The organism is Pararhodobacter aggregans (genome assembly GCF_003075525.1).
In the GTDB taxonomy this organism is placed as follows: Bacteria; Pseudomonadota; Alphaproteobacteria; order Rhodobacterales; family Rhodobacteraceae; genus Pararhodobacter; species Pararhodobacter aggregans.
Genome location: NZ_QDDR01000006.1, coordinates 147,133 through 173,288, shown reverse-complemented (window position 1 = coordinate 173,288; position 26,156 = coordinate 147,133). Strand labels below are relative to the sequence as shown.

The window sequence follows — 26,156 nt, the reverse complement described above, 5'->3', positions numbered from 1 at the left end:
CCATGATCCGCCCCCTGATCCTCGCCTCGCTGATCCTCGCCCCCGTCGCCGCCGAGGCCCGCGCCGTCTTCCTGACCCGCGACACGGTGGTCTTCACCGAACCCTCGCAGGGTGCCCGCCGCCTGGGCGAGATCGCCGCCTGCACCCGCCTCAACGCCGCCGAGAGCGCCCCGGGCTGGCTGTCGGTCGCGACCAACCTCGGCACCGTCCATTTCCGCGCCATCGAGGCGCAGGCGACCGCCTCGCGCTGTGGCAACCTGGCCAGCGACGGCCCGGGCGACTGGACGGCGCCCACCCCGCCCGCCACCGAAGCGCCCACCACCGAAGGTCCGAACCCGGCCTGAGCCCTGTTCCCCGGGGAACCGCGCCGCGGTCGCCCCGGGGATAGACCAGACCCATCAGCCCAACAGGAGATCCGCCATGACCCGCATCCTCACCGCCGCCCTGCTCGCCGCCGCCGCCACGCTCGCCATCGGCACCGCCTCGGCCCAGCCGCTCGCCGCCCTCACCACCGCGCCGCATCTGAGCGCGCCCGCCTGCGCCCCGGTCACCGTGCTGGAGCGCCGCGGCGAGTGGTCCCGGGTCACGCTGGGCGAGACCCATGGCTGGGTCCGCGACGCCGACCTCGCCGCTGCCCGCTGCCGGGAAGACGCCGAGATCGCCCTCGACGCCCGCTATGTCCCGCGCGAGGAGGCGACGACCGCCTACGCCTGATCCCCCCATCCCGACCGGCCCGACAGGGGGCGCGCGAACCACGCGCGCCCCCTGTCCCGTGCCGTTTCACGCCTGCGTGAAGCCACATGATCTGGATCAAGGAATCACCCGGTCCCTTCGCTTAGGAAATCCGACATCGCGCCACAGGTTTGCGCGCGCGGCCCGAAAATGCCGTCCGCCCGACCCCGGCCCCAGAACCGCCCTTGCGAAGGATCGACCGATGCGCCTGACCCTGAGGACCAACCTGGCCATGCGAACCCTCATGCATTGCGCCAGCCGCGCCCCCGATACGCTGCGCACCCTCGATGTGGCCCAGGCCTGCAACGCCTCGTTTCATCACGTGGCGCAGGTGGTCAACCAGCTGGAAAGCAACGGCTATCTCAACACCACCCGCGGCCGGGGCGGTGGCATCGCCCTGGCCAGCGCCCCGCATGAGATCGGCGTGGGCCAGGTCGTGCGCCTGTTCGAGGCCGACCTGCCCTTCGCCGAATGCCTGGACAGCGCCCGCAACACCTGTCCGCTGACCGGCGCCTGCCGCCTCAAGGGCATGCTCTGCGAGGCGCTCGGAGCCTTCTACGCCACGCTTGACCGCTACACCGTCGCCGACCTGATCGACGGCAATGACGCGCTGACCCGGATCTTCCTTCCCGAGGAAACGATGGCGGAAAGCCCCGGCACCTGCTGAGACTGTCGCAGAAATTTCACACATTCAGGACCTCGGCGGCTTGCCGAAACCGGGGTGCTGGCCCTATGTGTGAGGGCGCTGACCCCGATTTCAGGGGCCTCCCCCCTTTCTTCAGACGAGATTTCGCATGACTTCCCCAGTTTCGGGCCCCCTTCCCGGCACCCCAGCGGATTCCGCGGCCCAGCGCCCCCCCGAACCGCCCGCCCATGAATACAACGTCGGCCTGGTGATCGGCTCGGTCGCCACGCTCTTGCTGCTGGCCGCGCTCGACCAGACCATCGTCTCGACGGCGCTGCCGACCATCGTCTCGGACCTTGGCGGGCTCGAACACCTCAGCTGGGTGGTGACCGCCTATATCCTCGCCTCAACCGTCGCGGCGCCACTTTATGGCAAGCTTGGCGACCTCTATGGCCGGCGGATGATGGTCTTCATCTCGGTCGGGCTGTTCCTGCTGGGCTCGCTTCTGTGCGGCATCTCGCAGGACATGGTGACGCTGATCGTCGCCCGCGCGGTGCAGGGCCTCGGCGGCGGCGGGCTGTTCGTGCTGGCCCTTTCGGTCGTCGGCGACGTCATCCCGCCCAAGGAACGCGGCAAGATCCAGGGCATGTTCGCCGCCGTCTTCTCGATCTCGTCGATGATCGGCCCGCTGCTGGGCGGCTGGATCGTCGAGCAGTTCAGCTGGCACTGGATCTTCCTCGTCAACGTGCCGCTCGGGATTCTGGCGGTCCTCGGCTTCGCCATGGGCTTCCCGGCCCATACCGCCACCCACAAGCACAAGATCGACTGGTCGGGCGCCGCCGCGCTGTCGGTCGCGCTGGCCTCGATCACGCTGTTCACCGCGCTGGGCGGGCACAGCTTCGCCTGGGTCTCGGTGCAAAGCGCCGCGCTGCTGGCGCTTTTCGCGGCCTCGGTCCTGGCCTTCATGGCCATCGAGCGCCGGGCGGCCGAGCCGATCCTGCCGCTGGACCTGTTCCGGGGCAACGTGTTCCGCAACACCTCGCTCCTGAGCTTCCTGACCGGGGCGGCGATGCTGGGCGCGATCACCTTCCTGCCGCTCTACCTGCAGGTGGCGCGGGGCGTCACGCCGATGATGTCGGGCCTGCTGCTGGCGCCGATGACCGTGGGCATCATCGCCGCCACCACCGTCGCCGGGCGCTACATGCGCAAGACCGGGCGCTACCGCATCCTGCCGATGAGCGGCATGGCCCTGCTGGTGGTCGCGGCGCTGCTGCTGACGCAGATCGCCGTCGACACCTCGACGCTGGTCTTTTCGGGCATGCTGGTGCTGTTCGGCTTCGGGCTGGGGCTGTGTTTCCCGGTGCTGACCACCGCCGCGCAGAACGCCGTGCCGCGCCGGGTGCTGGGCACCGCCACCGCCGCGGGCGTGATGTTCCGCCAGATCGGCGGCTCCATCGCCGTGGCGCTGTTCGGGGCGCTGATGACCGCGCGGCTGGCGTCCAGCTTCGGCGGCCTTTCGGTCAATCCCGAGATGGGGCCGCAGCAACTGGCGCATCTGCCGCCCGAGGCCCGGGCCGCCATCGCCGGCCATGTCGTCAACGCCATCGCGCCGATCTACTGGATCGTGGCCGGGCTGGCGCTGCTGGGTGTGCTCATCTCGCTGCTGCTGGCCGAGGTGCCGCTGGGCCGCAACGACGCGCCCCCGGCGCCCAGCGAGTAACCTCAGGCGTAAGGACAGCGCCCCGGCTTGATGTCGAGGAGCGGCGTGCCGTCCAGCGCCTCGAGCCCCGCGACCCTGAGGCGCGCGCCCTCCCGGGCGATCAGCCGCACATTCGTCACCGCAATCGGATTGGGCCGCACCGGGCTGCGCAGGGAAAACACCCCGCGCGGCCCGTCTGCATGATGGGGGGCGATCAGCAAGAGATCCCGCCGCGCCTTGTGGAACCACAGGTAGAGCTCGATCCAGTCGAACCCCTCCACCCCCTCCAGCGCCCGGTCCCAGGGCGCGTTCACCACCACCAGGCTTTCCGGCCCCTCGGGATCGGCGCGCTTGGGGCAGTCGGACAGCCGCTTCCACGGTGTCTCGACATGGCCGATGAAGCCGAGCGTAGCATCGGCGCCGAGCGGCGTGTCGGTCGCTTCCTCACCGGGTTTCAGGGGCTTGTGGCTCATGTCTCGTCCGCGATGTAATCGGGCAGGATGCCGGTCGCCTCGATGAAAGGGTCGGGATCGACGCCCTTGAAGAAGCCATGCCCGGTGACCAGCACCGTGCCGCAACCCGCCATCCGCCCGCCCAGCACATCGGTATGCAGCGTGTCGCCGACCATCGCCACCCGCTCGGGCGGCAGGTCCAGCGCCCTCAGCGCGGCCTCGAAGGCCCCGGGATAGGGCTTGCCGTGGAACTCGACCGGCACCGGCAGGGCATGGGCGTAATGCCCGGGCTCCCAGGTGAAGCCCTCCTCGCGCGGGGCGACCATGTCGGGATTGGCGCAGATCACCGGCCGGGGCCGGGCCTGCAGGGCCGCGACCAGCGCCGCCTGCCTGTCGTCGTCCCAGCCCTGCGAGCCGAGGAACAGGAAGCCGTCCGCCTCCCTCAGCAGCCGCGCGTCCAGCGGCCGCACGTCACCCGGCAGATCCTCGAACCCCGCCCCCTCGGGCGCGATCGCCGCCCAGACACCGCCCCGCCCCTCCAGCGCCGCACCGGCCAGGTCGCGGCTCGCGATCACCTCGGAATCGCTGAAATCGAACCCCCATTTGCGGTATTTGGCCAAAGCCTCGGCCCGGGGCGAGGCGGCGCCGTTGGTCAGCACCACCACCTTCTTGCCCAAGGCCCGCATCTGCGCCACCCGCTCCACCGCCTGCGGCAGAACCCCCTCGCCCACGTTCAGGATCCCGAACGCGTCGAGGATGAAGCCGTCGTAGCGCTTGAGCACATACTGCAGATCCAGCACCCGGTAGGTCCGCTTCGGCCAGTCCCTGGGCTGGGGCAGACGATGCGCCACGGCGCGGTAACGGGCAAAGGCCCAGCGGGCATTGGGGTGCATGGGGATTCCGGCATCAACTCGTGCGTCGGCGCCATGCTGACAAATCCCGGGCGCGGGCGAAAGCGGCATTTCGCCCCGGCGCTGCCACTCCGGCAGGCATCCCCGCGCCGCGCCGCTTCTCAATCCGCCCATAATTTCACCAATCAGCCCACCAGAAAGGCATTCACCATCCCGCACCCCCGGCCCGCCGCCGCCGATTCGCCCACCCGCTTGAACCCCGGCCCCCGCCCCGGTTTCGGTGGGGAGAACGGAGATTCCATGAACGCCCTCGCCCCGATCCCGCACCAACGCACGCGCGGCACCGCCGAGGTGACGCTCGCCGCCGGGCGGTTGCAGCGGCTCTATACCCAGGGTTCGGCCAAGGCGATCGTGCTGCAGGACCCCAGGCCCGAGGTCGTGTTCCTCAACACCTCGGGCGGGCTGACCGGCGGCGACCGGCTGTCCTTCGCGCTGACCACCGACGGCGACACCACCGCCACCACCCAGACCGCCGAACGCGCCTATCGCGCGGGCGGAGGGCAGGCGCGGCTCGATCTGGATCTGACGATCAGCCGGGGCCGCCTCGACTGGCTGCCGCAGGAGACGATCCTCTTCGACCGCTCGGCGCTCAACCGCCGCACCCGCATCGCGCTGGGGCCCGAGGCCGAATGCCTGCTGCTGGAAGCCGTGGTGCTGGGCCGCGCCGCGATGGGCGAGACGGTGCGCGACCTCACCTTCCATGACCGCCGGGACGTTTCGCGCGCGGGCCGCCCGGTGCTGGTCGAACCCGTCACGCTCACCACCGAAGCGCTGCAGGGCCCCGCCACGCTCGATGGCGCCCGCGCCTTCGCCTCGATGGCGCTGATCGCTCGCGGCGCGGGCGACGCGCTCGGCCCGGTCCGGGCGGCCCTCGGCGAACCGGGTGTCCGCGGCGCGGCTTCGGCCATGGACGGCAAGCTGACAATCCGATTGATGGCGGCGGATGGCTGGCCGCTCAGGCGGCAGATCGCCCGGCTGGTGGCAATCCTGCGCCCCGGCCCCCTGCCCCGCGTCTGGCAGATCTAGGAGAGAGCAATGAACCTCACCCCCCGCGAAAAGGACAAGCTGCTCATCAGCCTTGCCGCCATGGTCGCGCGCAACCGGCTGGCGCGCGGCGTCAAGCTCAACCACCCCGAGGCCGTGGCCCTTGTCACCGATTTCGTGGTCGAGGGCGCCCGCGACGGCCGCCCGGTGGCGGAGCTGATGGAATCGGGCGCCCATGTCGTCAGCGCCGCGCAATGCATGCCCGGCATTCCCGAAATGATCCCCTCCGTGCAGGTCGAGGCCACGTTCCCCGATGGCACGAAACTCGTCACCGTTCACCACCCCATCCGATAAGAGGCCCAAGCGATGCGCATCCTTCCCCTGACCCTGCTGATCCTGCTCGCCCCCTCGCTGGCGCTGGCCCATCCCGGCCATGACAGCGGGACCTTCCTGTCGGGCGCCGCCCATCCGCTGGGCGGGCTCGACCATGTGCTGGCCATGCTGGCGGTGGGGCTGATGGCGGCGCAGGCCGGGGGGCGCGCGCTCTGGGCGCTGCCCGTGACCTTCGTCGGCGCCATGCTGGCGGGCGGGCTGCTGGGCTTTGCCGGGGTCGCCCTGCCGGCAGTGGAACCCGCGATCCTCGCCTCGATCATCATCCTCGGCGCCCTCGTCGCGCTGGCGACCCGCCTGCCGCTTGCGGCGCTGGTGCCGATGGTGGCGCTCTTCGGGCTGGCCCATGGCTGGGCGCATGGTGCCGAAGGCCCGGCACAGGGCCTCGCCGTCTATGCCGCGGGCTTTGCCCTGGCCACCGCCGCGCTGCACGTCGCCGGCATCGCGATGGGCCGCACCCTGACCGCGCTTGCTGTCCGTGGCCTCGGCGGTGCGGCGGCCCTCGCCGGCCTCGCGCTGGCCTTCGCCTGAGGAGGGCGCCATGATCCCCGGAGAGATCTTCCCGGCCAAGGGCGACATCCTCCTCAACGAGGGGGCGCCGGTGACAATCCTGACCGTTGCCAACACCGGCGACCGCCCGGTGCAGGTCGGCTCGCATTACCATTTCGCCGAGACGAACCCGGGGCTCTCTTTCGACCGGGACGCCGCGCGGGGCCTGCGCCTCGACATTCCGGCGGGCACCGCGGTGCGGTTCGAGCCGGGCCAGACCCGCGAAGTGCGGCTGATCCCGTTCCAGGGCGCGCGAAAAGTCTTTGGTTTCAACGGCAAGGTCATGGGGGACCTGTGATGCCCGGGCGCGCATCCTCCCTGCCCGTGGCGGAAAAACCACGACCAAGGACGGTAGAGACCCGGCAGGACGAATCGTGTAAGGTCCCGCTTCTGGCCTCGCCTCCGGCCCGCCCCCCGGCGGCGCAGAGCGCAGAGGCCCGCCTTGCAAGGACGCGCTCCCATGGTCTTCCCCTTTCCCGCCGATCTCTTCCGCCTGTCGCTGGAGACGAGCCTCATGGCGCTGCAGGCGCAGCAGGTCGTCGCCATGCGCACGCTGGGGCTGATGGGTGCCTGGCGCACCCGCGACGGCGAGGCCGTGCGGATGATCGCCGAAAAGATGGACGCGCTGGGCGAGGCGACGCTGGGCATGGGCAAGGCGCTGGCGCAGGCGCAATCGCCGCTGCATGTCGCCGAAGCCGCGCTCGCCCCCTATGCCAAGCGCACCTCGGCCAATCACCGCAGCCTGTCGCGCCGGGGCCCCGGCCGCCCCTCCTGATCGCTGACCGCATGACGCCCCCCGGCCTGACCGAGGGGGCGATCCGATGACCCGGCGGCTTGACGGCTCGTGCCATTGCGGCGCCGTCCGCTTCACGGTGCAAAGCCAGGCGCCGGTGCCCTATCAGCGCTGCTATTGCTCGATCTGCCGCAAGACCGCCGGTGGCGGCGGCTATGCGATCAACCTTTCCGCCCGGGCCGACAGCCTGGTGGTCGAGGGGCGCGAGGCCCTGGCCCTGTACCGCGCCGAGATCACCGACGACGCGGGCCCCTGCCGCCTGTCCACGGCCGAACGCCATTTCTGCGCCCGCTGCGGCAGCCACCTGTGGCTTTTCGACCCGACCTGGCCCGACCTGATCCATCCGCTGGCCTCGGCCATCGACACGCCCCTGCCCCCGGCGCCCGACCACACCCATCTGATGCTCGACTTCAAACCCGGTTGGGTGCCCTTCGCCCCCGGCCCCGATGACCTGACCTTCCCCCGCTATCCCGAGGCCTCGATCGCGGAGTGGCACCAAGCCCGCGGCCTCTGGGACGCCTGAAAGGAACCGCCATGCCCTATGCCATCCCCCGCGCCCAATACGCCGACATGTTCGGGCCGACCACCGGCGACCGCCTGCGCCTGGGCGATACCGAGATCATCATCGAGGTGGAGAAAGACCTCACGATCTATGGCGACGAGGTGAAATTCGGCGGCGGCAAGGTGATCCGCGACGGCATGGGCCAGAGCCAGATCACCCGGGCGGGCGGCGCCATGGACACGGTAATTACCAATGCGCTGATCCTCGATTACACCGGCATCTACAAGGCCGACGTGGGGCTCAGGGACGGACGGATCGCCAAGATCGGCAAGGCGGGCAACCCCGACACCCAGCCCGGCGTCACCGTCATCATCGGCCCGGGGACCGAGATCATCGCTGGCGAGGGCAAGATCCTGACCGCGGGGGGCATGGACGCGCATATCCATTTCATCGCGCCCCAGCAGGTCGAGGATGCGCTGCATTCGGGCGTGACCTGCATGCTGGGTGGCGGCACCGGCCCCGCCCACGGCACGCTCGCCACCACCTGCACCCCCGGCCCCTGGCACATCGGGCGGATGCTGCAGGCCATCGACGGGCTGCCGATGAACATCGGGCTGGCGGGCAAGGGCAACGCCTCGCAACCCGAGGCGCTGGTCGAGATGATTGAGGCCGGCGCCTGCGCGATGAAGCTGCACGAGGATTGGGGCACGACGCCCGCCGCCATCGACTGCTGCCTGACGGTCGCCGACCAGATGGATGTGCAGGTGATGATCCACACCGACACGCTGAACGAATCGGGCTTCGTCGAGAACACGCTCGACGCCATCAAGGGCCGCACCATCCACGCCTTCCATACCGAGGGCGCGGGCGGCGGCCACGCCCCCGACATCATCAAGGTCGTCGGCTCGCAGAACGTGATCCCGTCGTCCACGAACCCGACGATGCCCTATACCGTCAACACGATCGAGGAACACCTCGACATGCTGATGGTCTGCCACCACCTCTCGCGCAAGGTGCCCGAGGACGTGGCCTTCGCCGAATCCCGCATCCGCCGCGAAACCATCGCCGCCGAGGATATCCTGCACGACATGGGCGCCTTCTCGATCATTTCGAGCGATTCCCAGGCCATGGGCCGGGTCGGCGAGGTCATCACCCGCACCTGGCAGACGGCGTCGAAAATGAAATCGCAACGCGGCCGGCTGGAGGGCGAGACGGGCGAGAACGACAATTTCCGCGCCCGCCGCTATGTAGCGAAATACACCATCAACCCGGCCATCGTGCACGGCATGGCCGAGGAAATCGGCTCCATCGAGGAAGGCAAGCGGGCGGATCTGGTGCTCTGGTCCCCCGCCTTCTTCGGCGCCAAGCCCGAGATGGTGCTGATCGGCGGCTCCATCGCGGTGGCGCAGATGGGCGACCCCAATGCCTCGATCCCGACGCCGCAGCCGGTCTACACAAGGCCGATGTTCGGCGCGCTGGGGCGGGCGGTGGAACGCTCGGCCGTGACCTTCGTCAGCCAGGCCGCGCTTGACGCAGGCGTCGGCGCCGCCCTCGGCCTCGCCAAATCGCTGGTGGCGGTGAGAAACTGCCGCGGCATCGGCAAGGCCGACATGAAGCTGAACGACGCCACCCCCCGCATCGAGGTCGATCCCGAAACCTACGAGGTGAAGGCCGACGGCGTGCTTCTCACCTGCGAACCGGCGCAGGAACTGCCACTGGGGCAACGCTATTTCCTGTTCTGACCCCGGACATCGCGAGCGCAGCCCCGGACGAGACGCAGGAAGGGGGGCCTTCTGCCCCCCTCTTGGCCCAAGGGCCAATTCACCCCCCGAGGATATTTGCAGAACAAAGATGATGGTTAACGAATCCCTAAGCCGCCTCTTCGTTCGGCAAATATCCTCGGGGGTGAATGCCCGAAGGGCAGAGGGGGCAGAAGGCCCCCTGACCCGGCCCCGGCCCGCGCCGCGCTCGGGGACAGGCGCGCCCCCAGCCATGCCGTCGCTGCAATGCAGCATTGCCGAGTTGGATCTGGTTCCGCCGCCTGGCATGACCTACTTTGGGCGCAGGGGGGAAACACTCATTCTTCGAGGTTTCCGACAATGGCCTTCATCACCACCACCGACTTCTCGCCGCGGATGCGCGCGCAGATCGACCGTTTCTTCGCCTCGCTCGGCCAGGGCTTCAACGCCTATCTCGAGGCCCGCACCCGGCGCGACCAGATCGAGCGGCTGCAGATGCTCACCGATGCGCAGCTGGCCGAGATGGGCATCAGCCGCGACCGCATCGTGCATCACGTCTTCCGCGACCGTCTGGCGCTCTGAGCCCCGGCCCGCGCGGCCCGGCTCAGAACCAGGCGGCGCCGCCGATCAGATTGGCATCCGCCGTCCCCATCAGCGGGGCGGCGATCTCGGCCCGGCGCATGGCGATCGGGACCCGCGCGCCGTCCCGCAACCGGCAGCGCACCTCGAGCCGCAGCCGCTCGACCCAGAAGACCGGATCTTGCTGCACCGCTTCGGGCAGGAGCCGGTGATCGAAGACCCGGATCCGCCGCTCGACCAGTTCGGCCTGGGTCCATTTGCCGGTGCGCCCCAGCAGATCCGCCTGTTCCAGTTCCGCGCAAAGCACCGCCTCGCGCGTTCTCAACGCCGTGATACGCGACCGAACCATGGCCAACTCGTCCGACAAACCAACCACTTGCATGCGTCCCTCCGTTGCTTGCGCCTGCCATGCTGCCCTGTGAGGGTAAAGACCGCGTTTACGAGGATTCCGCGATGAATGACCTGCCCCCCGCATCCCGCCTGCTGACCAATGCGCCCGCGTCGAGCCATGGCAGCGTCACCCTCGATTACGACGCGCGCCTCATGCGCCGCAAACGGCTGGTCACCGCGGCGGGCGAGGGTTTTCTGGTCGATCTGCCTGCGGTCACCAACCTCGACAGCTATTGGGGCTTCGAACTGGAGGACGGGCGCGCCATCCGCATCGTCCCGGCCGTGGAAAACGTGCTGCTGATTACCGGCGATCTGGCCCGGCTCGCCTGGCATATCGGCAACCGCCACACCCCCTGCGAGATGCACGAGACCTATCTCCTGATCCGGGAGGATCACGTGCTGGAGGGCATGCTCAGGGGCCTCGGCGCCCGGATCACCCGCGTCTCGCGCCCTTTCGCGCCGGAATCGGGCGCCTATGGCACCGGGCGGACCATGGGCCATGACCACGGTCACTCCCACAGCCATGCGCCCGGCACGCCCTTCCACAGCCACGACCATCACAGCCACGACGGTCATATCCACCACCACGGCGCCCATTTCCACGGCGGCGACGAGGCGGAGTAGCCCCCGGATGGCAGATCCCGCTGCGCTTCTGACGCTCACGCAATGGCTGTCCCCGGCCTTTCCGACCGGGGCCTTCGCCTATTCGCATGGGCTGGAGCGGGTGGTGGCCGAGGGCAAGATCACCGATGCCGCGACGCTGCAGACCTGGCTTGAGGGCATCCTCAGCCACGGCGCGGGCTGGCAGGATGCGGTGCTGCTGGCCGTCGGGCTGCGCGACGGCGCGGATCTGGCGGCGCTCGACGCGCTCGCCCGGGCGCTGGCCCCCTCGGCCGAGCGGCTGCGCGAGACTTTGGACCAGGGCCAGGCCTTTGCCCGCACCGTCGGCGCCTTGACCGGGCAGACACTCGCCCCGCGGCCCCTGCCCGTGGCGCTGGCCGAGGCGCTGGGCAACACCGCCCTCGCCCTGCCCCCCGCCCTGGTGATCGCGCTTTATCTTCAGGCCTTTACCGGCAACCTGACCACCATCGCCGTGCGCCATGTGCCGCTGGGCCAGACCGAGGGGCAGCGCGTCCTCGCCCGCCTCGCGCCCCTGCTGACGGCGCTGGCCGCGCGCGCCGCCGGTGCCACGCTTGACGATCTCGGCGGGGCGGCGCTGGCCGCGGAACTCGCCGCTTTCGAACACGAAACCCAGGATATCAGGATTTTCAGGACATGAGCGCGAACGGCCCCCTCAGGGTGGGAATCGGCGGCCCCGTCGGCTGCGGCAAGACCTCGCTGACCGAGCAACTGGCCCGGGCACTGGCCGGGCGCTGCTCGATGGCGGTAATCACCAACGACATCTACACGCGCGAGGATGCCGATTATCTGGTCCGCGCCCAGGTCCTGCCCGAGGCGCGGATCAAGGGGGTCGAGACCGGCGGCTGCCCGCATACCGCGATCCGTGAGGATGCCTCGATCAACCTCGCGGCCATCGACCAGCTGAACACCGAGATCCCCGGGCTGGACCTGATCCTGATCGAATCGGGCGGCGACAATCTGGCGGCGACCTTCTCGCCGGAACTGGCGGATCTGACGATCTATGTCATCGACACCGCCGCCGGGCAGGACATCCCGAGGAAGCGCGGGCCGGGGGTCACGAAATCCGACCTGCTGGTGGTCAACAAGACCGATCTCGCGCCCTATGTCGGCGTCGATGTGGCGTTGCTGGAGGCCGATACGCAGCGCGCCCGGGGCGCCCGGCCCTATGTGCTGGCGCAGGTCCGCAATGGGGTGGGCATCGCCGAGGTGGTGTCGTTCTTGCAGCGCGAGGGCGGGCTGGTGCTGGCCCCGCCGCCGATGGTCTGAGCGGCGCGAGGCACCCTGTCCACCGGGGCCGGGCGCCGGGAAACGGGCGCCTAGCGCGCGGGTGACAGACCACCGGTCGGTGCGTCGTCCTTCGCGGCGGGGGCCTCGGGGGTTGCGGACTCGGCCCTGGTTCCGTCAGGCGCCGGACCTCCGGGCGTCGGCGGCGCGACAACGGCGCGGCTCTGCGCCTCGGACCGTTGTGGATCGGGGCGGGGCGCGGCGGTGATCGGGATCTCGGCCCCGTCAGACGCTGGGGCCTCGGACTTCGGAGCCTTGGCAACGGCACCGCTTTGCGCCCCCGGCCCGGAGGGTCCGGGCATCGCGGGCCCGGCTTCCGGCACGTCGGAGCCGGGCGAGAGGTGCTGATCGCCCGCCGGGCGCGGCGCCTTGACGCGACGGCCCTTCTTGCCGCCGCGCCCCTGACGCGCCGCGGCCTCGGCATTGCGCAGGGCGGCGGCGTGGACCGCCTCACGGCGGGCGCGGCGCTCGGCCGGGGTCAGCGCTTTCGGCCCGCGCGGCGCGGGCGCAGGCTCGGCCGGGGACTCTGGGATCGCGCCCGGCGCGGTCGCGCCCGGCTGCAAACCCGGCTGGCGGCGGCTCACGAAGGTCCCGGCCGGGGCCGCCCGCGCCACCGGCACCCGCTTGCCGCGGCGGCGGAAGCCCCTGCCCCCGCGCCGCAACAGCCCCGGCACCCGCGCGGTCGAGGCCAGGATCACCAGCGCAAGGCCGACGAAGGCCAGCATCGGCAGCCGCTCGCCCCGGAACACCATGCCGAAAAGCACGCTGAATGCGGGCATCAGGAACATGGCCAGCGCCGCCTTGTTGGCCCCGGCCCGCTGCACCAGCGCGTAGTTCAGCAGGTTCGGGGCGATGGTCGCCAGCACCACCAGCGCCGCCAGCGTGCCGATCACCAAGAGCGACGGCTCGACCGTGACCCGCCCGTCGATCAAGAGAGCCATCGGCCAGACGGTCAGCGCCCCCACCGCGAACATGCCCGCCGACAGGACCAGCGGTGCCATCTTGCGGCGGCGGCGGAACCAGACATTGCCGGCGGCATAGCTCAGGGGCGAAATCAGCACCATCAGCGTGCCGAACCCCGCCTGCGCGAAGCCTCCCGCCTGGATGGCCGGGACCGAGATCATCGCCACACCGATCAGCCCGGTGCCGATGCGCAGGGCCTGCTCGGCGCTCGCCGGCTCATCGGCCAGAAACAGCGCCGCCAGCGCCAGGGTGAAGAGCGGCATGGTTGCGTAGAGCATGCCCCCCATCCCCGAGGGGATGTATTGCATCCCCGCCGCCATGCTGACGAAGGGGATCGTCACCACCAGCGTGCCACCGACCAGCGCGGTCAGCAGGTCATGGCGGCTGGGCCGGCGCTGCGGCCCCAGCGCCCCCGCCGCCAGCAACAGCAGCGGCAGTCCCAGCGCGGCCCGCAAAGCGGCCAGGGTCCAGGGCGGAAAATGGGCCACGGCCTCGGCGATCAGGAGCGGCGAGGCGCCAAATCCGGCGGCGGTGAGGATCAGCAGCAAGGATGTCGGCATCGGTTCCGGCGTCGGCCATGGGGGCACGGCCCATTCCCGTACCGCCCCCGCGCGAGCGCGTCAACCGCCGCCCCCCGTGCCCGGCAGGGTCGGGCGGCTTCTGGCCAAATCCCCATCCCGTCACGAAAATTTCGCTTTCTTACCGGGCAGGCCCGGCTCAGCGTGCCTTTTGCAGATGCACGTAGGTCTCGTCAAAGCGCCGCTGCAGGTGCTCAACCGCAAGGATTGTCCGGCCAGAGCCCAAAGGCGCGACATTTGTCCCCGGATCGGGGTTGAAAAACAGCGGCACCGAGATCCGCGCCTCGCCCGTCCCGACCACCCGATGCGGCGTGGCGCGAACCCGCCCGTTGGTCCAGATCTCGAGCATTTCACCAAAATTGATGACAAAAGATCCCGGCGGCGCCAGCACCGGCAGCCAGTCGCCGGCCCGGGTCAGCACCTCGAGCCCCGGCACGCCGTCGCTGGCCAGCAGGGTCAGGCAGCCGTAATCGGTATGCGCGGCGATGCCGAAATCCCTTTCCCCCGCCCAATCGGGCCGCGGCGGGTAGAAGTTTCCCCGCAAGAGCGCCATCGGCTGGGTGAACTTGTCGAGGAAGAAGCCCGGATCCTCGCCGATCGCCGCGGCCACGGCGCCCAGAAGCCGCAGGGCCAGCGCCCGCGCCTCGGCATAATAGCCCTCTAGCTCGGCCCGGAAACCCGCGGGTCGCGCGGGCCAGAGGTTCGGCGCATGCACCGGCAGGGTGGAGCCCGGCACCTCGAACCCGATGTCGAAGACCTCCTTGTAATCGGGGTTCGCCGCCGGATCGACCTGTTCGGACCGCGGCCCGCCCCAGCCCCGGTTCGACCCGGTGGCCGCCATGTCGACCGCGCGCTTCTCGGCCTCGGGCAGCGCGAAGAAGGCGCGATAGGCGGCGATGACCGACGCGACCCGATCCGGCGGGATCGGCCCGCCGCTCACCACCAGAAACCCCACCTCGCAAGCGCCGCGCCGCACTTCGGCCGCCTGCGCGGGATCGCCCGCGAACAGCGCGTCCAGATCGATGCGCGGAATGACCGGCTCATTCATTGGCGAAGGCCTCCCAAAGGGTGCGGTCCAGAGTGCTCAGCTGATCGTAGTCCGGGCAGCCATCCATCGCCACCGCCACCGTCCAGCCGTCCAGCATGACCAGTGAATAGGCGGTGGCCTCCAGCCGCCCCGGCATGCAGATAGCCCCGAGGTGCCACCAGATCCAGGCGTCGCCGCGCGGCCGCCCGTACATGCCCAGCCCATAGACCACATCGCCGCCCAGGTCGGCGACCGGCCCCTCGGGCGGGCGGTTGCCCCAGAGCAGCGACTGGAAGACCGCATAATCGCCGAGGCTCGCCTGCCAGCCGCCCATCGGAGCGAACGGCTCGACAGGGGGCGCCAGACGAGCCTGCGGCAGCACCCCGTCGCAAGCCACGGCATAGGTCTGCCCGGTCACCGCCTCGATGACACTGCCCAGAATCGCGTAATTCTCGTTGTTGTACCGAAAGCCCGGTTCGCCGGGAACGACACCCCAGCGCGCGACGGCGTGCCAGTTGCCCTGACCGTCGAACCACAGGGGCATCGCCTGCTGCGTGCGGTCGTCGCGCAGCCCCGCAGACTGGGTGATGAGCCCGGCCACGGTGATCTCGGCCCCCGGCCCGGTCCAGCCCAGCACCTGGCCCAGCGTTGTGTCCCAACGCAGGCGCCGGGCTTCGACCAGCCCCGCCACGCATTGCGCGGTCACCGATTTCCCCAGCGATCCCAGGACGCGCGGAGCCCCCGGCACGCCCTCGGCCGCGCGCGACAAAACCCGGTCGCCGTTGCGCGCCACGGCGATCTCGGCCCCCTCCACGCCCGCCGCCTCGGCCCAGGCAAGGAAGGCCGTGGCCATCCTCTCGGCGCGTTCCTGCGGGGTCTGGGCCTGCGGGGTCTGGGCCTGCGGGGACGCCGTCTGCTGGACCGCCGCCTGCTGGGCGCCGGTCTGCTGCGCAACAGTCTGCTGCGCGGCGATCAACAGGGGCGCGGCAAGGGTCAGGGCGGCGACAAGGGCGATGGTCCGGGCAGACATGCGGGGCGCTCACGGCAGGGGTTTCGCCCGATCTATAGCCGCCGCCCGTCAGCCTGTCACCGCGACGAGGCGGCGCAAACCACGCTCGGGGCCGTTCCTCGCGCATTCGTGCGCCGCCGTGAAGGGGTTCGGGGCCCTGCGTCAGGCGATGACCACCACGCCGAAAAGCAGGAGCAGGAACATGAGCAGCGCCACCACGATCAGGACCTTGGCCCCGGTCAGCGCCACGCCCGAGATCCGGCCGAAGCCCAGAAGACCGGCGATGGCGGCAACGGCGAGAAGGATGAGAATCCACTTCAGCATCGGAGTGACCTTTCGTTCCGGCAGACGCCTCCCGCCTGCTCCCGTGAAGCCCAACGCCTGCCGGGCGCTTCCGGTTCCGCCCTGCCCTGATGTCTGCGCCCGTGGCCACCCCGGGGGCCGTCTGCCCCCGGACCCCCGAGGATATTTGCAGAACAAAGATGGCGGGTTAACGAGAGCTTAACCCAAGAACATTGCGTTCAAGGGCATTGCGTTCAGGGGCATTGCGTTCGGGGGCATTGCGTTCGGGGGCGGGAGCGGTGCGGCGAGAGGCGGGACCGTGGCGAGGCCTCGGCAAGGGGCGAGGCTGGCCCACTGGCAGCGGCGCGCTGGGTTGGGGTGAGCTGCCTGCGGCGCGCCGGGGACTTTGCGGACGATGGTATCATGGTGCGATCCGCCGGCACCCGAGGTCCTCGAAGACGGCGCCCGGCACCGCCAAACCGCATGAACCGAGGCGATCCGACGGCGCCTTCCGGCAAGCCCCACCTCAAGAACGGCGCGCGCGCGCATCCCAAGCGCCCTGCCCTTCGGATCTGCCCGCGGCGGCCTCCCCGCCCCCCTCTGATCGCCGGGGCACTTCCTGCGCCTGACGCCCCCTCCCGGAATCCCGGTCCTTCGCATTAACCTTAATGCGCCCTTCCCCAACGCCCGCCATCGCAACCAGAACCCAAGGAAAAAGGGCGGGAATACCCGCCCATCTTTGTTCTGCAAATATCCTCCGGGGGTCCGGGGGAGGAAAACCCCCGGGGCTCGCCCGAAGCGCCTGCCTCAGCGATGGGCCGCGTAGATCTCCACCAGCCGCGCCACCGCCGCCTCGGGCGCCAGCTCCTCGCTCTCGCCGGTCCGGCGCGAGGTCAGCTCGACCACGCCCTTCTCCAGCCCGCGCGGCCCGACGGTGATCCGCCACGGCAACCCGATCAGGTCCATCGTCGCGAACTTGGCCCCGGCCCGCTCGTTGCGGTCGTCGTAGAGCGCCTCCAGCCCCGCTGCCGCCAGCGCCTTGTAGAGCGCCTCGCAGGCCGCATCCGCCGCGCCGTCGCCCTGTTTGAGATTGACGATCCCCGCGTGGAACGGCGTCACCCCCTCGGGCCAGATGATCCCCTTCTCGTCATGCGAGGCCTCGATGATCGCCCCCAGCAGACGCGACACGCCGATCCCGTGCGAGCCCATCTGCACCGGCACCCGCTCGCCCTTGTCGTTGACCACTACCGCGCCCATCGGCTCGGAATATTTGGTCCCGAAGAAGAAGATCTGCCCGACCTCGATGCCGCGGCCGACCTTGCGGTGTTCCTCGGGGATCTCGGCGAATTTCGCCGCGTCATGGGTCTCGTCGGTGCGGGCATAGAGCGTGGTGAATTCCTTGCAGACGCCCGCGACCTCATCCCAATTGTCGTAATCGACCTCGCGGTCGCCGAGCTTCAGCTGGGTCACGCGGTCGTCGTAGAACACTTCGGATTCGCCGGTCTGCGCCAGCACCAGGAATTCATGGGTGTCGTCGCCGCCAATGGGCCCGCTGTCGGCGCGCATCGGGATCGCCGTCAGACCCATCCGCTCGTAGGTGCGCAGGTAGCTCACCATATGCCGGTTATAGGCATGAAGCGCCGAGGGCTTGTCGATATCGAAGTTATAGCCGTCCTTCATCAGGAACTCGCGCCCGCGCATCACGCCGAAGCGCGGCCGGACCTCATCCCGGAACTTCCACTGGATGTGATAGAGGGTCAGCGGCAGGTCCTTGTAGCTGCCGACATGGCTGCGGAAGATGTCGGTGATCATCTCCTCGTTCGTCGGCCCATAGAGCATGTCGCGCTCGTGCCGGTCCTTGATGCGCAGCATCTCGGCGCCATAGGCATCATAGCGGCCGGATTCGCGCCACAGGTCCGCGGGCTGCAGGGTCGGCATCAGCAGCGGGATGTGGCCGGCGCGGATCTGCTCCTCGTGGACGATCTGTTCGATGCGTTTGAGCACCTTGTAGCCCAGCGGCAGCCAGGAATAGATCCCCGCCGCCTGCTGGCGGATCATCCCCGCGCGCAGCATCAGCCGGTGGCTGACGATCTGCGCCTCCGAGGGGTTTTCCTTGAGGACGGGCAGGAAATAGCGGCTGAGGCGCATGGCTCACCTTTGCGAGAAAACGTCGCGATGTGTCTAGGCCAATCCCGGCAGACGAGCAAGCCGCGCCCGCACCCGCCGGGAAGGCTGCCTGCGCGCCCGCACCATCCCCGTTTCCCGCCGCCCCGCCCGTCGTAGGGTGCGTGCTCGCACGCACCAAGCCCCTAACACCGCCCCGCCCCCGTAGGCTGGGTTTCCAACCCACCACGCCCCCGCCGCCCCCGGTAGGGTGCGTGCTCGCACGCACCGCTCCCCCTTCCCAACCGCCCCCCGAACCGCCATCCTGCCCCCGTCCCTTGCGCGTGAAAGATCCGATGTCCGACCAGCCCGAGAAGATCCCGCCGCAAGACCTGCTCGACTGGCTGGGCCTGAACGGCGCCCCGAACTGGGCGCTGGCGCGTCCCCTCGGCAAGCTCTTCGGCGCGCTCCTCGTCCTGATCTTCTTCGCCGCGGTCGCGGCCGCGGTGAGCGTCCTTTTCGGCACGATCCGCGATGTGTTCTGGAGCGACGACGGCGCCGGTCCCAATCTCGGCGCCGGAGCGCTGGTCACGGCGATCCTCGGCGCCCCCTTTCTGATCTGGGGCACCATCATCCGCCACCAGAGCCTGCGCTACCAGAAAGAGGGCCATATGACCGACCGGATCGCCAAAGCGGTCGAGCAACTGGGGGCGGAGAAAAAGGTGGACCGGATCGGGCGTCCGGTTGAATTGCATCGTGGCCACCCTGACCAGCTCAGCGCGGGGGAGCAGCTTGAAACCAGAACGGCCATTGAATGGCGCGACGTTGGGCTCGAAAAACAGGAGAACGAATGGGTCGGAGCGTCCGGGGAGTGGCAAGTCTTCTCCGAAACCGTCCCCAACCTCGAAGTCCGCATCGGCGCCATCCTCTCGCTGGAACGCATCGCGCAGGACAGCACCACCCACGACAAGGGCCGGGACCATGTCCGTGTCATGGAAATCCTCTGCGCGTATATCCGGAACAACGCCCCTGCTTCAGATCTAACGCCACGCACGCCCCCCTTTGACATCAAGTGGTCAAGAATTGACATTCAAACCGTTATAGATGTGCTGCGGCGCAGATCGCCCGCTCAGACCAAACTCGAGGAAATAGAGCGTTTCCGACTTAATCTTAGAGGCGCCGACCTGAGCGGCATTGATTTTTCTAAGGGTATATTTTCTGATGCTGATATGTCGCTGTGTCGAATCGAAGGCTCAGACTTCAGCGATTGCGACCTACGTGGCGCAAAGATGATTCACAGCATGTTGCACAGGCCGATCTTCTTCCGTACAGATCTGGCAGGTCTGCACTTGAACTATGCGAATGTTTCAGAGCTGGGACCTGTTGGATTTCTCGTATCCAAGAGATTTTTCGTATTTATTGCAGGCGCCAGAGTACAATCAATGATCTTCACATCAAAATTCTCAGAATGCTATTTTGGATCTAGCGATACCATCGTTGGTTCCTCTTATGCACGGAGCGCTCGATTGGGACCAGCGATTTCCCGAGCCAGAATAGAGTATGAAGGGCAGAACGATAAACTCGAAGGATGCATTCTCGCCCTCTGTAGAGGGCACAGTGCAGCAGAAGTGGAGGGCGCCAAGATGTTTGAACACTGGTTGCCCCACCATTCGAAGGATCTGATATCAAGTCCTTTCAGAAGCGACTTTCTTGAAAAACACGGCCTGAGAGGCTGGCCCTACGATGACAGCTGACCGACCCATACGCCTGAGCCACTCCTACCAAACCCTCAACGCCCCAGCATAACCCCCCGTGATCCCACACCCCCAGCAATGCCCCACACAGGGCCCCCCCCCGGCGCCGCCCCGGAAACCCGAGGTTCCCCCCGCCGCCGTTCCGCGCTATAGAGCCGCGAGCCCTTGCAAGACCGGCGCGCCATGTCCTCCTCCCCCGATCCGATCCCGCCCACGCCGCAGCGCAGCCGCGCGCATGACCGTGCCCTTGCCCGCTGGTTCTGGGCCAACCATGCCCGACGCTGGATGCCGCTCATGTCGGTCGCCATCGTCTGCATGACCATCGACGGCGCCATGGCGGGGGCGCTTTCGGCGCTTCTCAAGCCGATGTTCGACCAGGTGCTGGTCGCGGGCCGGGGCGATCTGGTGAAATGGGTGGCGCTCGGGTTCGGGGCCACCTTCATCCTCAGGGCCACCACCTCGCTCGTCTACCGAACGATCATGGCGCAGGTGGCCGAGAAGGTCGGCGCGGGGCTGCAGCGTCAGCTGACCCTGCATCTGATGGGCCTCGACCAATCCTTCCACCACACGCACCCGCCGGGCCATCTGATCGACCGGGTCAGGGGCGACACCGTGGAACTGAACGCGGTCTTCGAGCGCATCCTGCCCGGCGTCGCCCGTGATGCCGTGTCGATCGTGGCGCTCCTTGGCGTCGCGCTCTGGACCGACTGGGTCTGGACGCTGGTGGCGCTGGTCGGCGTGCCGCTTCTGGTGCTGCCCGCGGGCTTCCTGCAACGGGTGGTGCGCGACATGGGGGTCCGGGCGCGCGACGCCTCGGCCGCGGCCTCGACACGGCTGGACGAGATCTTCCACGGCGTGCAGACCATCCAGCGCACCGGCATCGAGACCAGCGAGGGCGACCGCCTGTCGCGCGTGCTCTCGCGCTTCGTCAAGGCCCGGGTGCGGGTGGCGGCGGGTCAGGCGGCGATGGGGTCGATGTCGGATCTGGTGGCGGCGCTGGGCTTCACGCTGGTGCTGACCTTCGCCGGGGCGCAGATCGTCGCCGGTGACCGCACGGTCGGCGAGTTCATGACCTTCGTCGCCGCCATCGCCCTTCTGTTCGAACCGCTGCGCCGCCTCGGCACGATGTCGGGCGCCTGGCAGAACGTGCTGGCCTCGCTGGAGCGGATCCACCGGCTGCTGGACGAAAAGCCCCGCATCTCGCAGCCCGAGGGCCCGCTCGCCCCCCTGCCCGCCAAGGGGGCCGAGACGATCCGTTTCGAGGGCGTGACCTTCGCTTATGACAGCGAGCCGGTGCTGCGCGCGCTCTCCTTCACCGCCGAGGCGGGCAAGACCACGGCGCTGGTCGGCCCCTCGGGCGCGGGGAAATCGACGGTCTTCACGCTGCTCACGCGCCTTGCCGATCCGCAATCGGGCCGGGTGACGATCGGCGGCGAGGATGTCTCGCGCATGGACCTGCGGGGGCTGCGGGACCTGTTCAGCGTGGTTGCGCAGGACAGCGCGCTCTTTGACGAGACGCTGCGCGACAACGTGCTGATGGGCGCGCCGGCGGGGGCCGAGGCCCGGCTGCCGCAGGCCATCGCCGCGGCGCATGTCGATGAATTCCTGCCCTCGCTGACCGAGGGGCTCGACACCCGGGTCGGCCCGCGCGGCTCGGCGCTGTCGGGCGGGCAGCGGCAGCGGGTGGCGATCGCCCGGGCGCTGCTGCGCGAGTCGCCGATCCTCTTGCTGGACGAAGCGACCTCGGCGCTGGACGCGCGCTCCGAGGCACTGGTGCAGGAGGCGCTGGACAAGCTCAGCGCCGGGCGCACCACGCTGGTCATCGCGCACCGGCTTTCCACCATCCGCCATGCCGACAAGATCGTGGTGATGGAGGCGGGCAAGGTCGTCGAGGAAGGCGATCACGAGACGCTGCTGGCCCGGGACGGCGCCTATGCGCGCCTGCATGCGCTGCAGTTCAGGGATTAAGGCTGTGGCCCTGCGGGGCCGCCCCTCTGTCTTTCATGATTATCCCCGGGGGCTCGGCCTCTCTGAAAGCGACCCCGGGGGCGCGACTATGGAGAAAGGCCCGCGCCACGCACCCGGAAAGCATCGCCCGCAGGATCAGCCGATCCGACCCAGCGCCGGGAAGACCTCGAGCAGCCAGAACGAGAAATCGGCCATCCAGCCGGTAATCAGCGCCACGCCGACCACCACCAGCAGCACGCCCATTGCCTTCTCGATCCAGCCCATCCAGGGTTTCAGCCGGTTCATCAACCGCATGGAGCGGGTGATGAAGATCGCCGCCAGCAGGAAGGGCAGGCCCAGGCCCACGGCATAGGCCGCCAGCAGCGCCGTGCCTTGCGCCACCGAATCCTCGGCCGCGGCGAGAGTGATGATCGTGCCGAGGATCGGGCCGATGCAGGGCGTCCAGCCGAAGGCGAAGGCCAGCCCCAGCACATAGGCGCCGAAAGCCGAGCCGCCCTTGCCGCCCTCGAACCGGGCCTCGCGCATCAGGAAACCCAGCCGGAAGAGGCCGAGGAAATGCAGGCCCATGACGATGACCACCACGCCCGCCGCCATGGCGAATTCCTGTCGGTAGGCCAGGAACAGCCGCCCAAGCGACGAGGCGGTGAAGCCCAGGAACAGGAAGACCGTGCTCAGCCCCATGACGAAGAACAGCGCCGGCACCGTGGCAGGGCTGAGGCCCCGGCTCTCGGTCAGTTCGCGCATCGAGATGCCGGACATATAGGCCAGATAGGGCGGCACGATGGGCAGCACGCAGGGGCTGAGGAACGACAACAGCCCCGCCAGCAGCGCCACGAACAGGGACGGCATCAGGGCAGCGTCGAAAAGGTCGATCCCGAACATCGGCAGGCTCCTTTGGTCGGTCCCTGATAGCGACGCGCCCCCCGTTCGTCACGGGGGGCGCGGCTCACGTTTCCATCACTGCGACACCGGGGCGCAGGGCCCCGGCATCCCGGGATCAGCTCTTGCGCGACCACCAGCCCGCGCGGCGCGGCCGCGAGGGATCGGTAGTGGTCTCGGCCGCCGGAGCGGGCGCCTCGGGTGCCGCGGCGGTCTGTTCGGCCGGAACCTCGACCGGGGTCTCGACCGGAGCCTCGGCGGGCGTCTCGACCGGGGCTTCCACCGGGGCCTCGACGGGCGCTTCGTCGGGGGTCTGCTGCGGCGCCTCGACGGGCGTTTCAACAGGCGTCTCGACAGGCGTTTCGACGGGCGCCTCGGCCGGAACCGCGGGCGCGGCGGCGGCTTCCGCCTCGGCGGCCAGCTCGGCCTTGGTCTTGCGGCGGGCGCGGGTCCGCTTGGGCTTGGCGGGCGCTTCCTCGGCCGGAGCCTCGGCAGCAGGCGCTTCGGCCGCGGGGGCTTCGGCCGGGGCCTCGGCGGGCGCTTCCGCACCTTCCTCACCGGCCTTCGGCTTGCGGCTGCGGCGCTTGCGGGCGGGCTTTTCCTCGGCGGCGGGCTCGGCCGCCTCCTCGGTCACCACCTCGGCCGCGGCTTCCGCTGGCGCCTCGGCCGGGGCCTCGACGGCCTCCGCCTCGGTCTCGGCCGCATCGGCCTCGCCTTCGTCACCCTCGTCACCCTCGGCATCCGAAGCATCGCCCCGGGCTTCGCCATCCTTGCCGCCCCGACGACGCCGACGCCGACGGCGCTTGCGCTTGCCGCCCTCGCCGTTTTCGCCGTTCTCGCCCTTGGGCTCGGCCGCCGCTTCGGGCGCCTCGGCCTCGGCTTCGGCCTCGACCTCGGTCTCGTCCTCGAACTCGTCGGCCAGATCGTCGTCCACGTCATGCATGGTCTGCGCGTCGAGCGAGATCACCGGCGTCGCCGGGATCTGCACGATCCGGGTCGCGGTCTTGAACTTCTCGATCACGTAATCGGGCGAGATCAGCGAGGGATCGGCTTCCAGCCGGATCGCCATGCCATAGCGCTGCTCGATCTGCGCCAGATGCTCGCGCTTCGAGTTGAAGAGGTAGTTGACGATCCCGATCGGCGCCTTGACCAGCACCTCTTTCGAGCGGTTGCGCGTGCCCTCTTCTTCCAGCGCCCGCAGGATCTGCAGGGCCAGCGAATTGTCGGACCGGATCAGACCCGTGCCGTGGCAATGCGGGCAGGGTTGCGTCGTCGCCTCGATCATGCCGGGGCGCAGGCGCTGGCGCGACATCTCCATCAGGCCGAAGCCCGAGATGCGGCCGACCTGGATCCGCGCGCGGTCGTTGCGCAGGGCCTCTTTCAGGCGCTTCTCGACCGAGGCGTTGTTCTTGCGCTCTTCCATGTCGATGAAGTCGATGACGATCAGACCGGCCAGGTCGCGCAGGCGCAGCTGGCGGGCGATCTCGTCGGCGGCTTCGAGGTTGGTCTTCAGCGCCGTGTCCTCGATGGAGCCTTCACGCGTCGACTTGCCCGAGTTCACGTCAATGGCAACCAGCGCCTCGGTCACGCCGATGACGATATAGCCGCCCGACTTCAGCTGCACGGTCGGGTTGAACATCGACCCCAGATAGCTTTCCACCTGGAAGCGCGCGAAGAGCGGCATCTGCTCGGTGTAGAGCTGCACATTCTTGGCGTGGGACGGCATGATCATCTTCATGAAGTCCTTGGCGGTGCGGTAACCGCCCTCGCCCTCGACCAGAACCTCGTCGATGTCCTTGTTGTAGAGATCGCGGATCGAGCGCTTGATGAGGTTGCCCTCTTCATAGATCGGCGCGGGTGCGATGCTCTTCAGCGTCAGGTCGCGGATCTGCTCCCACAGGCGGAACAGGTATTCATAATCGCGCTTGATCTCGGGCTTGGTGCGGTTGGCACCGGCCGTGCGGATGATGAGGCCCGCGCCATCGGGCACGTCGAATTCGGACGCGATGTCCTTGAGCTTCTTGCGGTCGGCGGCGTTGGTGATCTTGCGGCTGATGCCACCACCCCGCGCCGTGTTCGGCATCAGCACGCAATAGCGGCCGGCGAGCGACAGATAGGTGGTCAGCGCGGCGCCCTTGTTGCCACGCTCTTCCTTCACGACCTGGACCAGCATGATCTGCCGGACCTTGATGACTTCCTGGATCTTGTAGCGGCGGCCGCGGGTCCGGCGCGGCGGGCGCACCTCGTCCGAGACATCCTCGTCGGCGACCGATTCGATCTCGCTGTCGATGTCGGAGGCATGGTCGCGGGCGCTGTAGGGCTCTTCCTCGTCATCCGAGCGCGAAGTGGCGACTTCGGGACCGTCGGCGGTCTCGTCCTCGCCCAGCTCGACGATATCCATCGCGCCATAGGTGCGATGCTCCATCCCTTCAGCCTGGGCGGCCTGGGGCGCGGGCGCGTCAGTCGCGGTGGTTTCCGCGGCGCTGTCGTCCTCGGCAGCCTGGGCACGCTTGCGACGGCCGCGCGGTGCGTCCTCCGCCACGGCGGGCGCTTCGGCGGCGGGCGCTTCGGCAACGCCCTCGGCATCCATGCCGTTGACCGGCTCGATGCTGGCGGTGTCGGCGGCCTCGACCGCGGCACTGGCCTCGTCGGCGCCCTGCTCCTCGGTCGCCTGTTCCTCGGCGGCGGGGGCATGGTCACGGCGCTTGCGGGCGCGGCGGTTGCCTTCCTCTTCCTGATCGCGGGCCAGAGCGCGCTCTTCCTCGATCAGGGCGCGGCGGTCGGCGACGGGGATCTGGTAGTAATCGGGGTGGATCTCGGCGAAGGCGAGGAAACCGTGGCGGTTGCCGCCGTAATCGACGAAGGCCGCCTGCAGCGAGGGTTCGACGCGGGTTACCTTGGCGAGGTAGATGTTGCCGGCAAGCTGGCGCTTGTGGATGGTCTCGAAATCGAATTCCTCGACCTTGTTGCCGTCCAGGACCACGACGCGGGTTTCCTCCGCATGCGTGGCATCAATGAGTAGTTTCTTTCCCATGGTATCTTTCTCGCCCCCAGAGGCGGTGCGCCCGGTCCCGAAGGGCCGCGCGGCACGGAAGCTGGGGGGAATGTGTGGGCGAGCCCGGGCGCAGGCGGACGGCGGGAGACGCCTTCGCGCGTCCCGGTCTCGATCCTAACTGATGCGCCCCATGGCATCGCGGTTACAGGCTCCGACGCGCGCGCCGGAGCGCCGCGTCCATGACAGACCCGATCGGCTTGAACCAGACCAGGCGTTCCTACGGCTTTGAGGGCCGATCCCGCCCGCTTCTCACCGAACAGGGAGACC

The 26,156-nt window shown here is 69.1% G+C and carries 27 protein-coding genes; 17 read left to right on the top strand and 10 right to left on the bottom strand.

Annotated elements, in window-relative coordinates; all coding sequences use genetic code 11:
- The first annotated feature begins 2 nt into the window (after positions 1-2).
- The 4 genes from DDE23_RS12905 (at position 3) to DDE23_RS12890 (ending at position 3,077) form a co-directional block, all read left to right on the top strand.
- Positions 3-344 (top strand): hypothetical protein, encoded by a 342-nt coding sequence (locus DDE23_RS12905; protein WP_107752153.1) that lies wholly within the window; start codon positions 3-5, stop codon positions 342-344.
- A gap of 76 nt (positions 345-420) precedes the next feature.
- Entirely contained in the window at positions 421-714 is a 294-nt protein-coding gene (locus DDE23_RS12900) for an SH3 domain-containing protein (protein WP_107752152.1), read from the top strand.
- 220 nt (positions 715-934) lie between these two features.
- Entirely contained in the window at positions 935-1,399 is a 465-nt protein-coding gene (locus DDE23_RS12895) for an RrF2 family transcriptional regulator (RefSeq protein WP_107752151.1), read from the top strand.
- Positions 1,400-1,526: 127 nt separating this feature from the next.
- Positions 1,527-3,077, top strand: a complete 1,551-nt coding sequence (locus DDE23_RS12890) for an MDR family MFS transporter (RefSeq protein ID WP_107752150.1) — start codon at positions 1,527-1,529, stop codon at positions 3,075-3,077.
- Between the two features lie 2 nt (positions 3,078-3,079).
- On the opposite strand, the gene DDE23_RS12885 is transcribed toward DDE23_RS12890, so the two are convergent.
- Together DDE23_RS12885 and DDE23_RS12880 are read right to left on the bottom strand one after the other, a co-directional pair.
- Positions 3,080-3,529, bottom strand: a complete 450-nt coding sequence (locus tag DDE23_RS12885; protein WP_107752149.1) for an SAM-dependent methyltransferase — start codon at positions 3,527-3,529, stop codon at positions 3,080-3,082.
- On the bottom strand, positions 3,526-4,401 hold the full coding sequence (locus DDE23_RS12880; RefSeq protein ID WP_107752148.1) for an HAD-IIA family hydrolase: 876 nt from the start codon (positions 4,399-4,401) through the stop codon (positions 3,526-3,528). The genes DDE23_RS12885 and DDE23_RS12880 overlap by 4 nt, the downstream gene beginning before the upstream one ends.
- A 258-nt stretch (positions 4,402-4,659) precedes the next feature.
- Between DDE23_RS12880 and DDE23_RS12875 the strand changes: the two genes are divergently transcribed.
- The 8 genes from DDE23_RS12875 to DDE23_RS12840 all read left to right on the top strand — a co-directional run bounded on the left by DDE23_RS12875 (position 4,660) and on the right by DDE23_RS12840 (position 9,958).
- Entirely contained in the window at positions 4,660-5,445 is a 786-nt protein-coding gene (locus DDE23_RS12875; protein WP_107752147.1) for an urease accessory protein UreD, read from the top strand.
- A gap of 9 nt (positions 5,446-5,454) precedes the next feature.
- Positions 5,455-5,757: an urease subunit gamma gene (locus DDE23_RS12870; RefSeq protein ID WP_107752146.1), complete on the top strand. Its 303-nt coding sequence runs from the start codon at positions 5,455-5,457 to the stop codon at positions 5,755-5,757.
- A 12-nt stretch (positions 5,758-5,769) separates the two neighbouring features.
- Positions 5,770-6,324 (top strand): HupE/UreJ family protein, encoded by a 555-nt coding sequence (locus tag DDE23_RS12865; protein ID WP_107752145.1) that lies wholly within the window; start codon positions 5,770-5,772, stop codon positions 6,322-6,324.
- 10 nt (positions 6,325-6,334) lie between these two features.
- Positions 6,335-6,640, top strand: a complete 306-nt coding sequence (locus DDE23_RS12860; protein ID WP_107752144.1) for an urease subunit beta — start codon at positions 6,335-6,337, stop codon at positions 6,638-6,640.
- Positions 6,641-6,802: 162 nt separating this feature from the next.
- Entirely contained in the window at positions 6,803-7,117 is a 315-nt protein-coding gene (locus tag DDE23_RS12855; protein ID WP_107752143.1) for an antibiotic ABC transporter, read from the top strand.
- Between the two features lie 46 nt (positions 7,118-7,163).
- Positions 7,164-7,658 (top strand): GFA family protein, encoded by a 495-nt coding sequence (locus DDE23_RS12850; RefSeq protein ID WP_107752142.1) that lies wholly within the window; start codon positions 7,164-7,166, stop codon positions 7,656-7,658.
- Between the two features lie 11 nt (positions 7,659-7,669).
- On the top strand, positions 7,670-9,379 hold the full coding sequence (gene ureC, locus DDE23_RS12845; protein WP_107752141.1) for an urease subunit alpha: 1,710 nt from the start codon (positions 7,670-7,672) through the stop codon (positions 9,377-9,379).
- 357 nt (positions 9,380-9,736) lie between these two features.
- Positions 9,737-9,958 (top strand): hypothetical protein, encoded by a 222-nt coding sequence (locus tag DDE23_RS12840; RefSeq protein ID WP_107752140.1) that lies wholly within the window; start codon positions 9,737-9,739, stop codon positions 9,956-9,958.
- 22 nt (positions 9,959-9,980) lie between these two features.
- Here DDE23_RS12840 and DDE23_RS12835 read toward each other — a convergent pair whose 3' ends face one another.
- Positions 9,981-10,304: a hypothetical protein gene (locus tag DDE23_RS12835; protein ID WP_238149973.1), complete on the bottom strand. Its 324-nt coding sequence runs from the start codon at positions 10,302-10,304 to the stop codon at positions 9,981-9,983.
- A 104-nt stretch (positions 10,305-10,408) separates the two neighbouring features.
- On the opposite strand from DDE23_RS12835, the gene DDE23_RS12830 reads away from it, so the two are divergent.
- Genes DDE23_RS12830 through ureG form a run of 3 tightly spaced genes read left to right on the top strand, consistent with a single transcriptional unit; the run spans position 10,409 to position 12,253 of the window.
- Positions 10,409-10,969 (top strand): urease accessory protein UreE, encoded by a 561-nt coding sequence (locus DDE23_RS12830; protein WP_107752139.1) that lies wholly within the window; start codon positions 10,409-10,411, stop codon positions 10,967-10,969.
- Positions 10,970-10,976: 7 nt separating this feature from the next.
- Complete coding sequence (locus tag DDE23_RS12825; protein ID WP_107752138.1) at positions 10,977-11,624, top strand: urease accessory protein UreF; 648 nt, start codon at positions 10,977-10,979, stop codon at positions 11,622-11,624.
- Positions 11,621-12,253: an urease accessory protein UreG gene (ureG, locus tag DDE23_RS12820; RefSeq protein WP_107752137.1), complete on the top strand. Its 633-nt coding sequence runs from the start codon at positions 11,621-11,623 to the stop codon at positions 12,251-12,253. Before DDE23_RS12825 ends, ureG begins: the two co-directional genes overlap by 4 nt.
- 50 nt (positions 12,254-12,303) lie before the next feature.
- On the opposite strand, the gene DDE23_RS12815 is transcribed toward ureG, so the two are convergent.
- From DDE23_RS12815 to proS, 5 genes are all read right to left on the bottom strand, one after another.
- Complete coding sequence (locus tag DDE23_RS12815) at positions 12,304-13,794, bottom strand: DMT family transporter (RefSeq protein ID WP_107752136.1); 1,491 nt, start codon at positions 13,792-13,794, stop codon at positions 12,304-12,306.
- 157 nt (positions 13,795-13,951) lie between these two features.
- The gene (locus DDE23_RS12810; protein ID WP_107752135.1) at positions 13,952-14,860 is read right to left on the bottom strand and encodes an isopenicillin N synthase family dioxygenase; all 909 of its coding nucleotides are present in this window, start codon (positions 14,858-14,860) and stop codon (positions 13,952-13,954) included.
- Complete coding sequence (locus tag DDE23_RS12805) at positions 14,853-15,869, bottom strand: serine hydrolase domain-containing protein (RefSeq protein ID WP_107752134.1); 1,017 nt, start codon at positions 15,867-15,869, stop codon at positions 14,853-14,855. The genes DDE23_RS12810 and DDE23_RS12805 overlap by 8 nt, the downstream gene beginning before the upstream one ends.
- 141 nt (positions 15,870-16,010) lie before the next feature.
- Positions 16,011-16,172, bottom strand: a complete 162-nt coding sequence (locus DDE23_RS12800) for a DUF1328 family protein (protein ID WP_107752133.1) — start codon at positions 16,170-16,172, stop codon at positions 16,011-16,013.
- Between the two features lie 765 nt (positions 16,173-16,937).
- Positions 16,938-18,278 carry a proline--tRNA ligase gene (proS, locus tag DDE23_RS12795; protein WP_107752132.1) on the bottom strand — a complete coding sequence of 447 codons (1,341 nt, stop codon included), beginning with the start codon at positions 18,276-18,278 and terminating at the stop codon, positions 16,938-16,940.
- 311 nt (positions 18,279-18,589) lie between these two features.
- Here proS and DDE23_RS12790 point away from each other — a divergent pair, with 311 nt between their 5' ends.
- Positions 18,590-19,987: a pentapeptide repeat-containing protein gene (locus tag DDE23_RS12790; protein ID WP_107752131.1), complete on the top strand. Its 1,398-nt coding sequence runs from the start codon at positions 18,590-18,592 to the stop codon at positions 19,985-19,987.
- A 183-nt stretch (positions 19,988-20,170) separates the two neighbouring features.
- Positions 20,171-21,955, top strand: a complete 1,785-nt coding sequence (locus tag DDE23_RS12785) for an ABC transporter ATP-binding protein (RefSeq protein WP_107752130.1) — start codon at positions 20,171-20,173, stop codon at positions 21,953-21,955.
- A 135-nt stretch (positions 21,956-22,090) separates the two neighbouring features.
- On the opposite strand, the gene DDE23_RS12780 is transcribed toward DDE23_RS12785, so the two are convergent.
- Positions 22,091-22,837, bottom strand: a complete 747-nt coding sequence (locus DDE23_RS12780) for a cytochrome c biogenesis CcdA family protein (protein ID WP_107752129.1) — start codon at positions 22,835-22,837, stop codon at positions 22,091-22,093.
- Positions 22,838-22,952: 115 nt separating this feature from the next.
- Positions 22,953-25,868 carry an Rne/Rng family ribonuclease gene (locus tag DDE23_RS12775; RefSeq protein WP_107752128.1) on the bottom strand — a complete coding sequence of 972 codons (2,916 nt, stop codon included), beginning with the start codon at positions 25,866-25,868 and terminating at the stop codon, positions 22,953-22,955.
- Between the last annotated feature and the right edge of the window lie 288 nt (positions 25,869-26,156).

Bases quoted from the DNA above. Each gene is read 5' to 3' on its own strand.
- DDE23_RS12780 (WP_107752129.1), bottom strand. From the start codon at position 22,837: ATGTTCGGGATCGACCTTTTCGACGCTGCCCTGATGCCGTCCCTGTTC.
- DDE23_RS12840 (WP_107752140.1), top strand. From the start codon at position 9,737: ATGGCCTTCATCACCACCACCGACTTCTCGCCGCGGATGCGCGCGCAG.
- DDE23_RS12790 (WP_107752131.1), top strand. From the start codon at position 18,590: ATGTCCGACCAGCCCGAGAAGATCCCGCCGCAAGACCTGCTCGACTGG.
- ureC (WP_107752141.1), top strand. From the start codon at position 7,670: ATGCCCTATGCCATCCCCCGCGCCCAATACGCCGACATGTTCGGGCCG.
- DDE23_RS12885 (WP_107752149.1), bottom strand. From the start codon at position 3,529: ATGAGCCACAAGCCCCTGAAACCCGGTGAGGAAGCGACCGACACGCCG.
- DDE23_RS12870 (WP_107752146.1), top strand. From the start codon at position 5,455: ATGAACCTCACCCCCCGCGAAAAGGACAAGCTGCTCATCAGCCTTGCC.
- DDE23_RS12825 (WP_107752138.1), top strand. From the start codon at position 10,977: ATGGCAGATCCCGCTGCGCTTCTGACGCTCACGCAATGGCTGTCCCCG.
- DDE23_RS12815 (WP_107752136.1), bottom strand. From the start codon at position 13,794: ATGCCGACATCCTTGCTGCTGATCCTCACCGCCGCCGGATTTGGCGCC.
- DDE23_RS12880 (WP_107752148.1), bottom strand. From the start codon at position 4,401: ATGCACCCCAATGCCCGCTGGGCCTTTGCCCGTTACCGCGCCGTGGCG.
- DDE23_RS12785 (WP_107752130.1), top strand. From the start codon at position 20,171: ATGTCCTCCTCCCCCGATCCGATCCCGCCCACGCCGCAGCGCAGCCGC.
- DDE23_RS12905 (WP_107752153.1), top strand. From the start codon at position 3: ATGATCCGCCCCCTGATCCTCGCCTCGCTGATCCTCGCCCCCGTCGCC.
- DDE23_RS12835 (WP_238149973.1), bottom strand. From the start codon at position 10,304: ATGGTTCGGTCGCGTATCACGGCGTTGAGAACGCGCGAGGCGGTGCTT.
- DDE23_RS12810 (WP_107752135.1), bottom strand. From the start codon at position 14,860: ATGAATGAGCCGGTCATTCCGCGCATCGATCTGGACGCGCTGTTCGCG.
- DDE23_RS12895 (WP_107752151.1), top strand. From the start codon at position 935: ATGCGCCTGACCCTGAGGACCAACCTGGCCATGCGAACCCTCATGCAT.
- DDE23_RS12830 (WP_107752139.1), top strand. From the start codon at position 10,409: ATGAATGACCTGCCCCCCGCATCCCGCCTGCTGACCAATGCGCCCGCG.
- DDE23_RS12805 (WP_107752134.1), bottom strand. From the start codon at position 15,869: ATGTCTGCCCGGACCATCGCCCTTGTCGCCGCCCTGACCCTTGCCGCG.
- ureG (WP_107752137.1), top strand. From the start codon at position 11,621: ATGAGCGCGAACGGCCCCCTCAGGGTGGGAATCGGCGGCCCCGTCGGC.
- DDE23_RS12890 (WP_107752150.1), top strand. From the start codon at position 1,527: ATGACTTCCCCAGTTTCGGGCCCCCTTCCCGGCACCCCAGCGGATTCC.
- DDE23_RS12855 (WP_107752143.1), top strand. From the start codon at position 6,803: ATGGTCTTCCCCTTTCCCGCCGATCTCTTCCGCCTGTCGCTGGAGACG.
- proS (WP_107752132.1), bottom strand. From the start codon at position 18,278: ATGCGCCTCAGCCGCTATTTCCTGCCCGTCCTCAAGGAAAACCCCTCG.
- DDE23_RS12775 (WP_107752128.1), bottom strand. From the start codon at position 25,868: ATGGGAAAGAAACTACTCATTGATGCCACGCATGCGGAGGAAACCCGC.
- DDE23_RS12900 (WP_107752152.1), top strand. From the start codon at position 421: ATGACCCGCATCCTCACCGCCGCCCTGCTCGCCGCCGCCGCCACGCTC.
- DDE23_RS12875 (WP_107752147.1), top strand. From the start codon at position 4,660: ATGAACGCCCTCGCCCCGATCCCGCACCAACGCACGCGCGGCACCGCC.
- DDE23_RS12860 (WP_107752144.1), top strand. From the start codon at position 6,335: ATGATCCCCGGAGAGATCTTCCCGGCCAAGGGCGACATCCTCCTCAAC.
- DDE23_RS12800 (WP_107752133.1), bottom strand. From the start codon at position 16,172: ATGCTGAAGTGGATTCTCATCCTTCTCGCCGTTGCCGCCATCGCCGGT.
- DDE23_RS12865 (WP_107752145.1), top strand. From the start codon at position 5,770: ATGCGCATCCTTCCCCTGACCCTGCTGATCCTGCTCGCCCCCTCGCTG.
- DDE23_RS12850 (WP_107752142.1), top strand. From the start codon at position 7,164: ATGACCCGGCGGCTTGACGGCTCGTGCCATTGCGGCGCCGTCCGCTTC.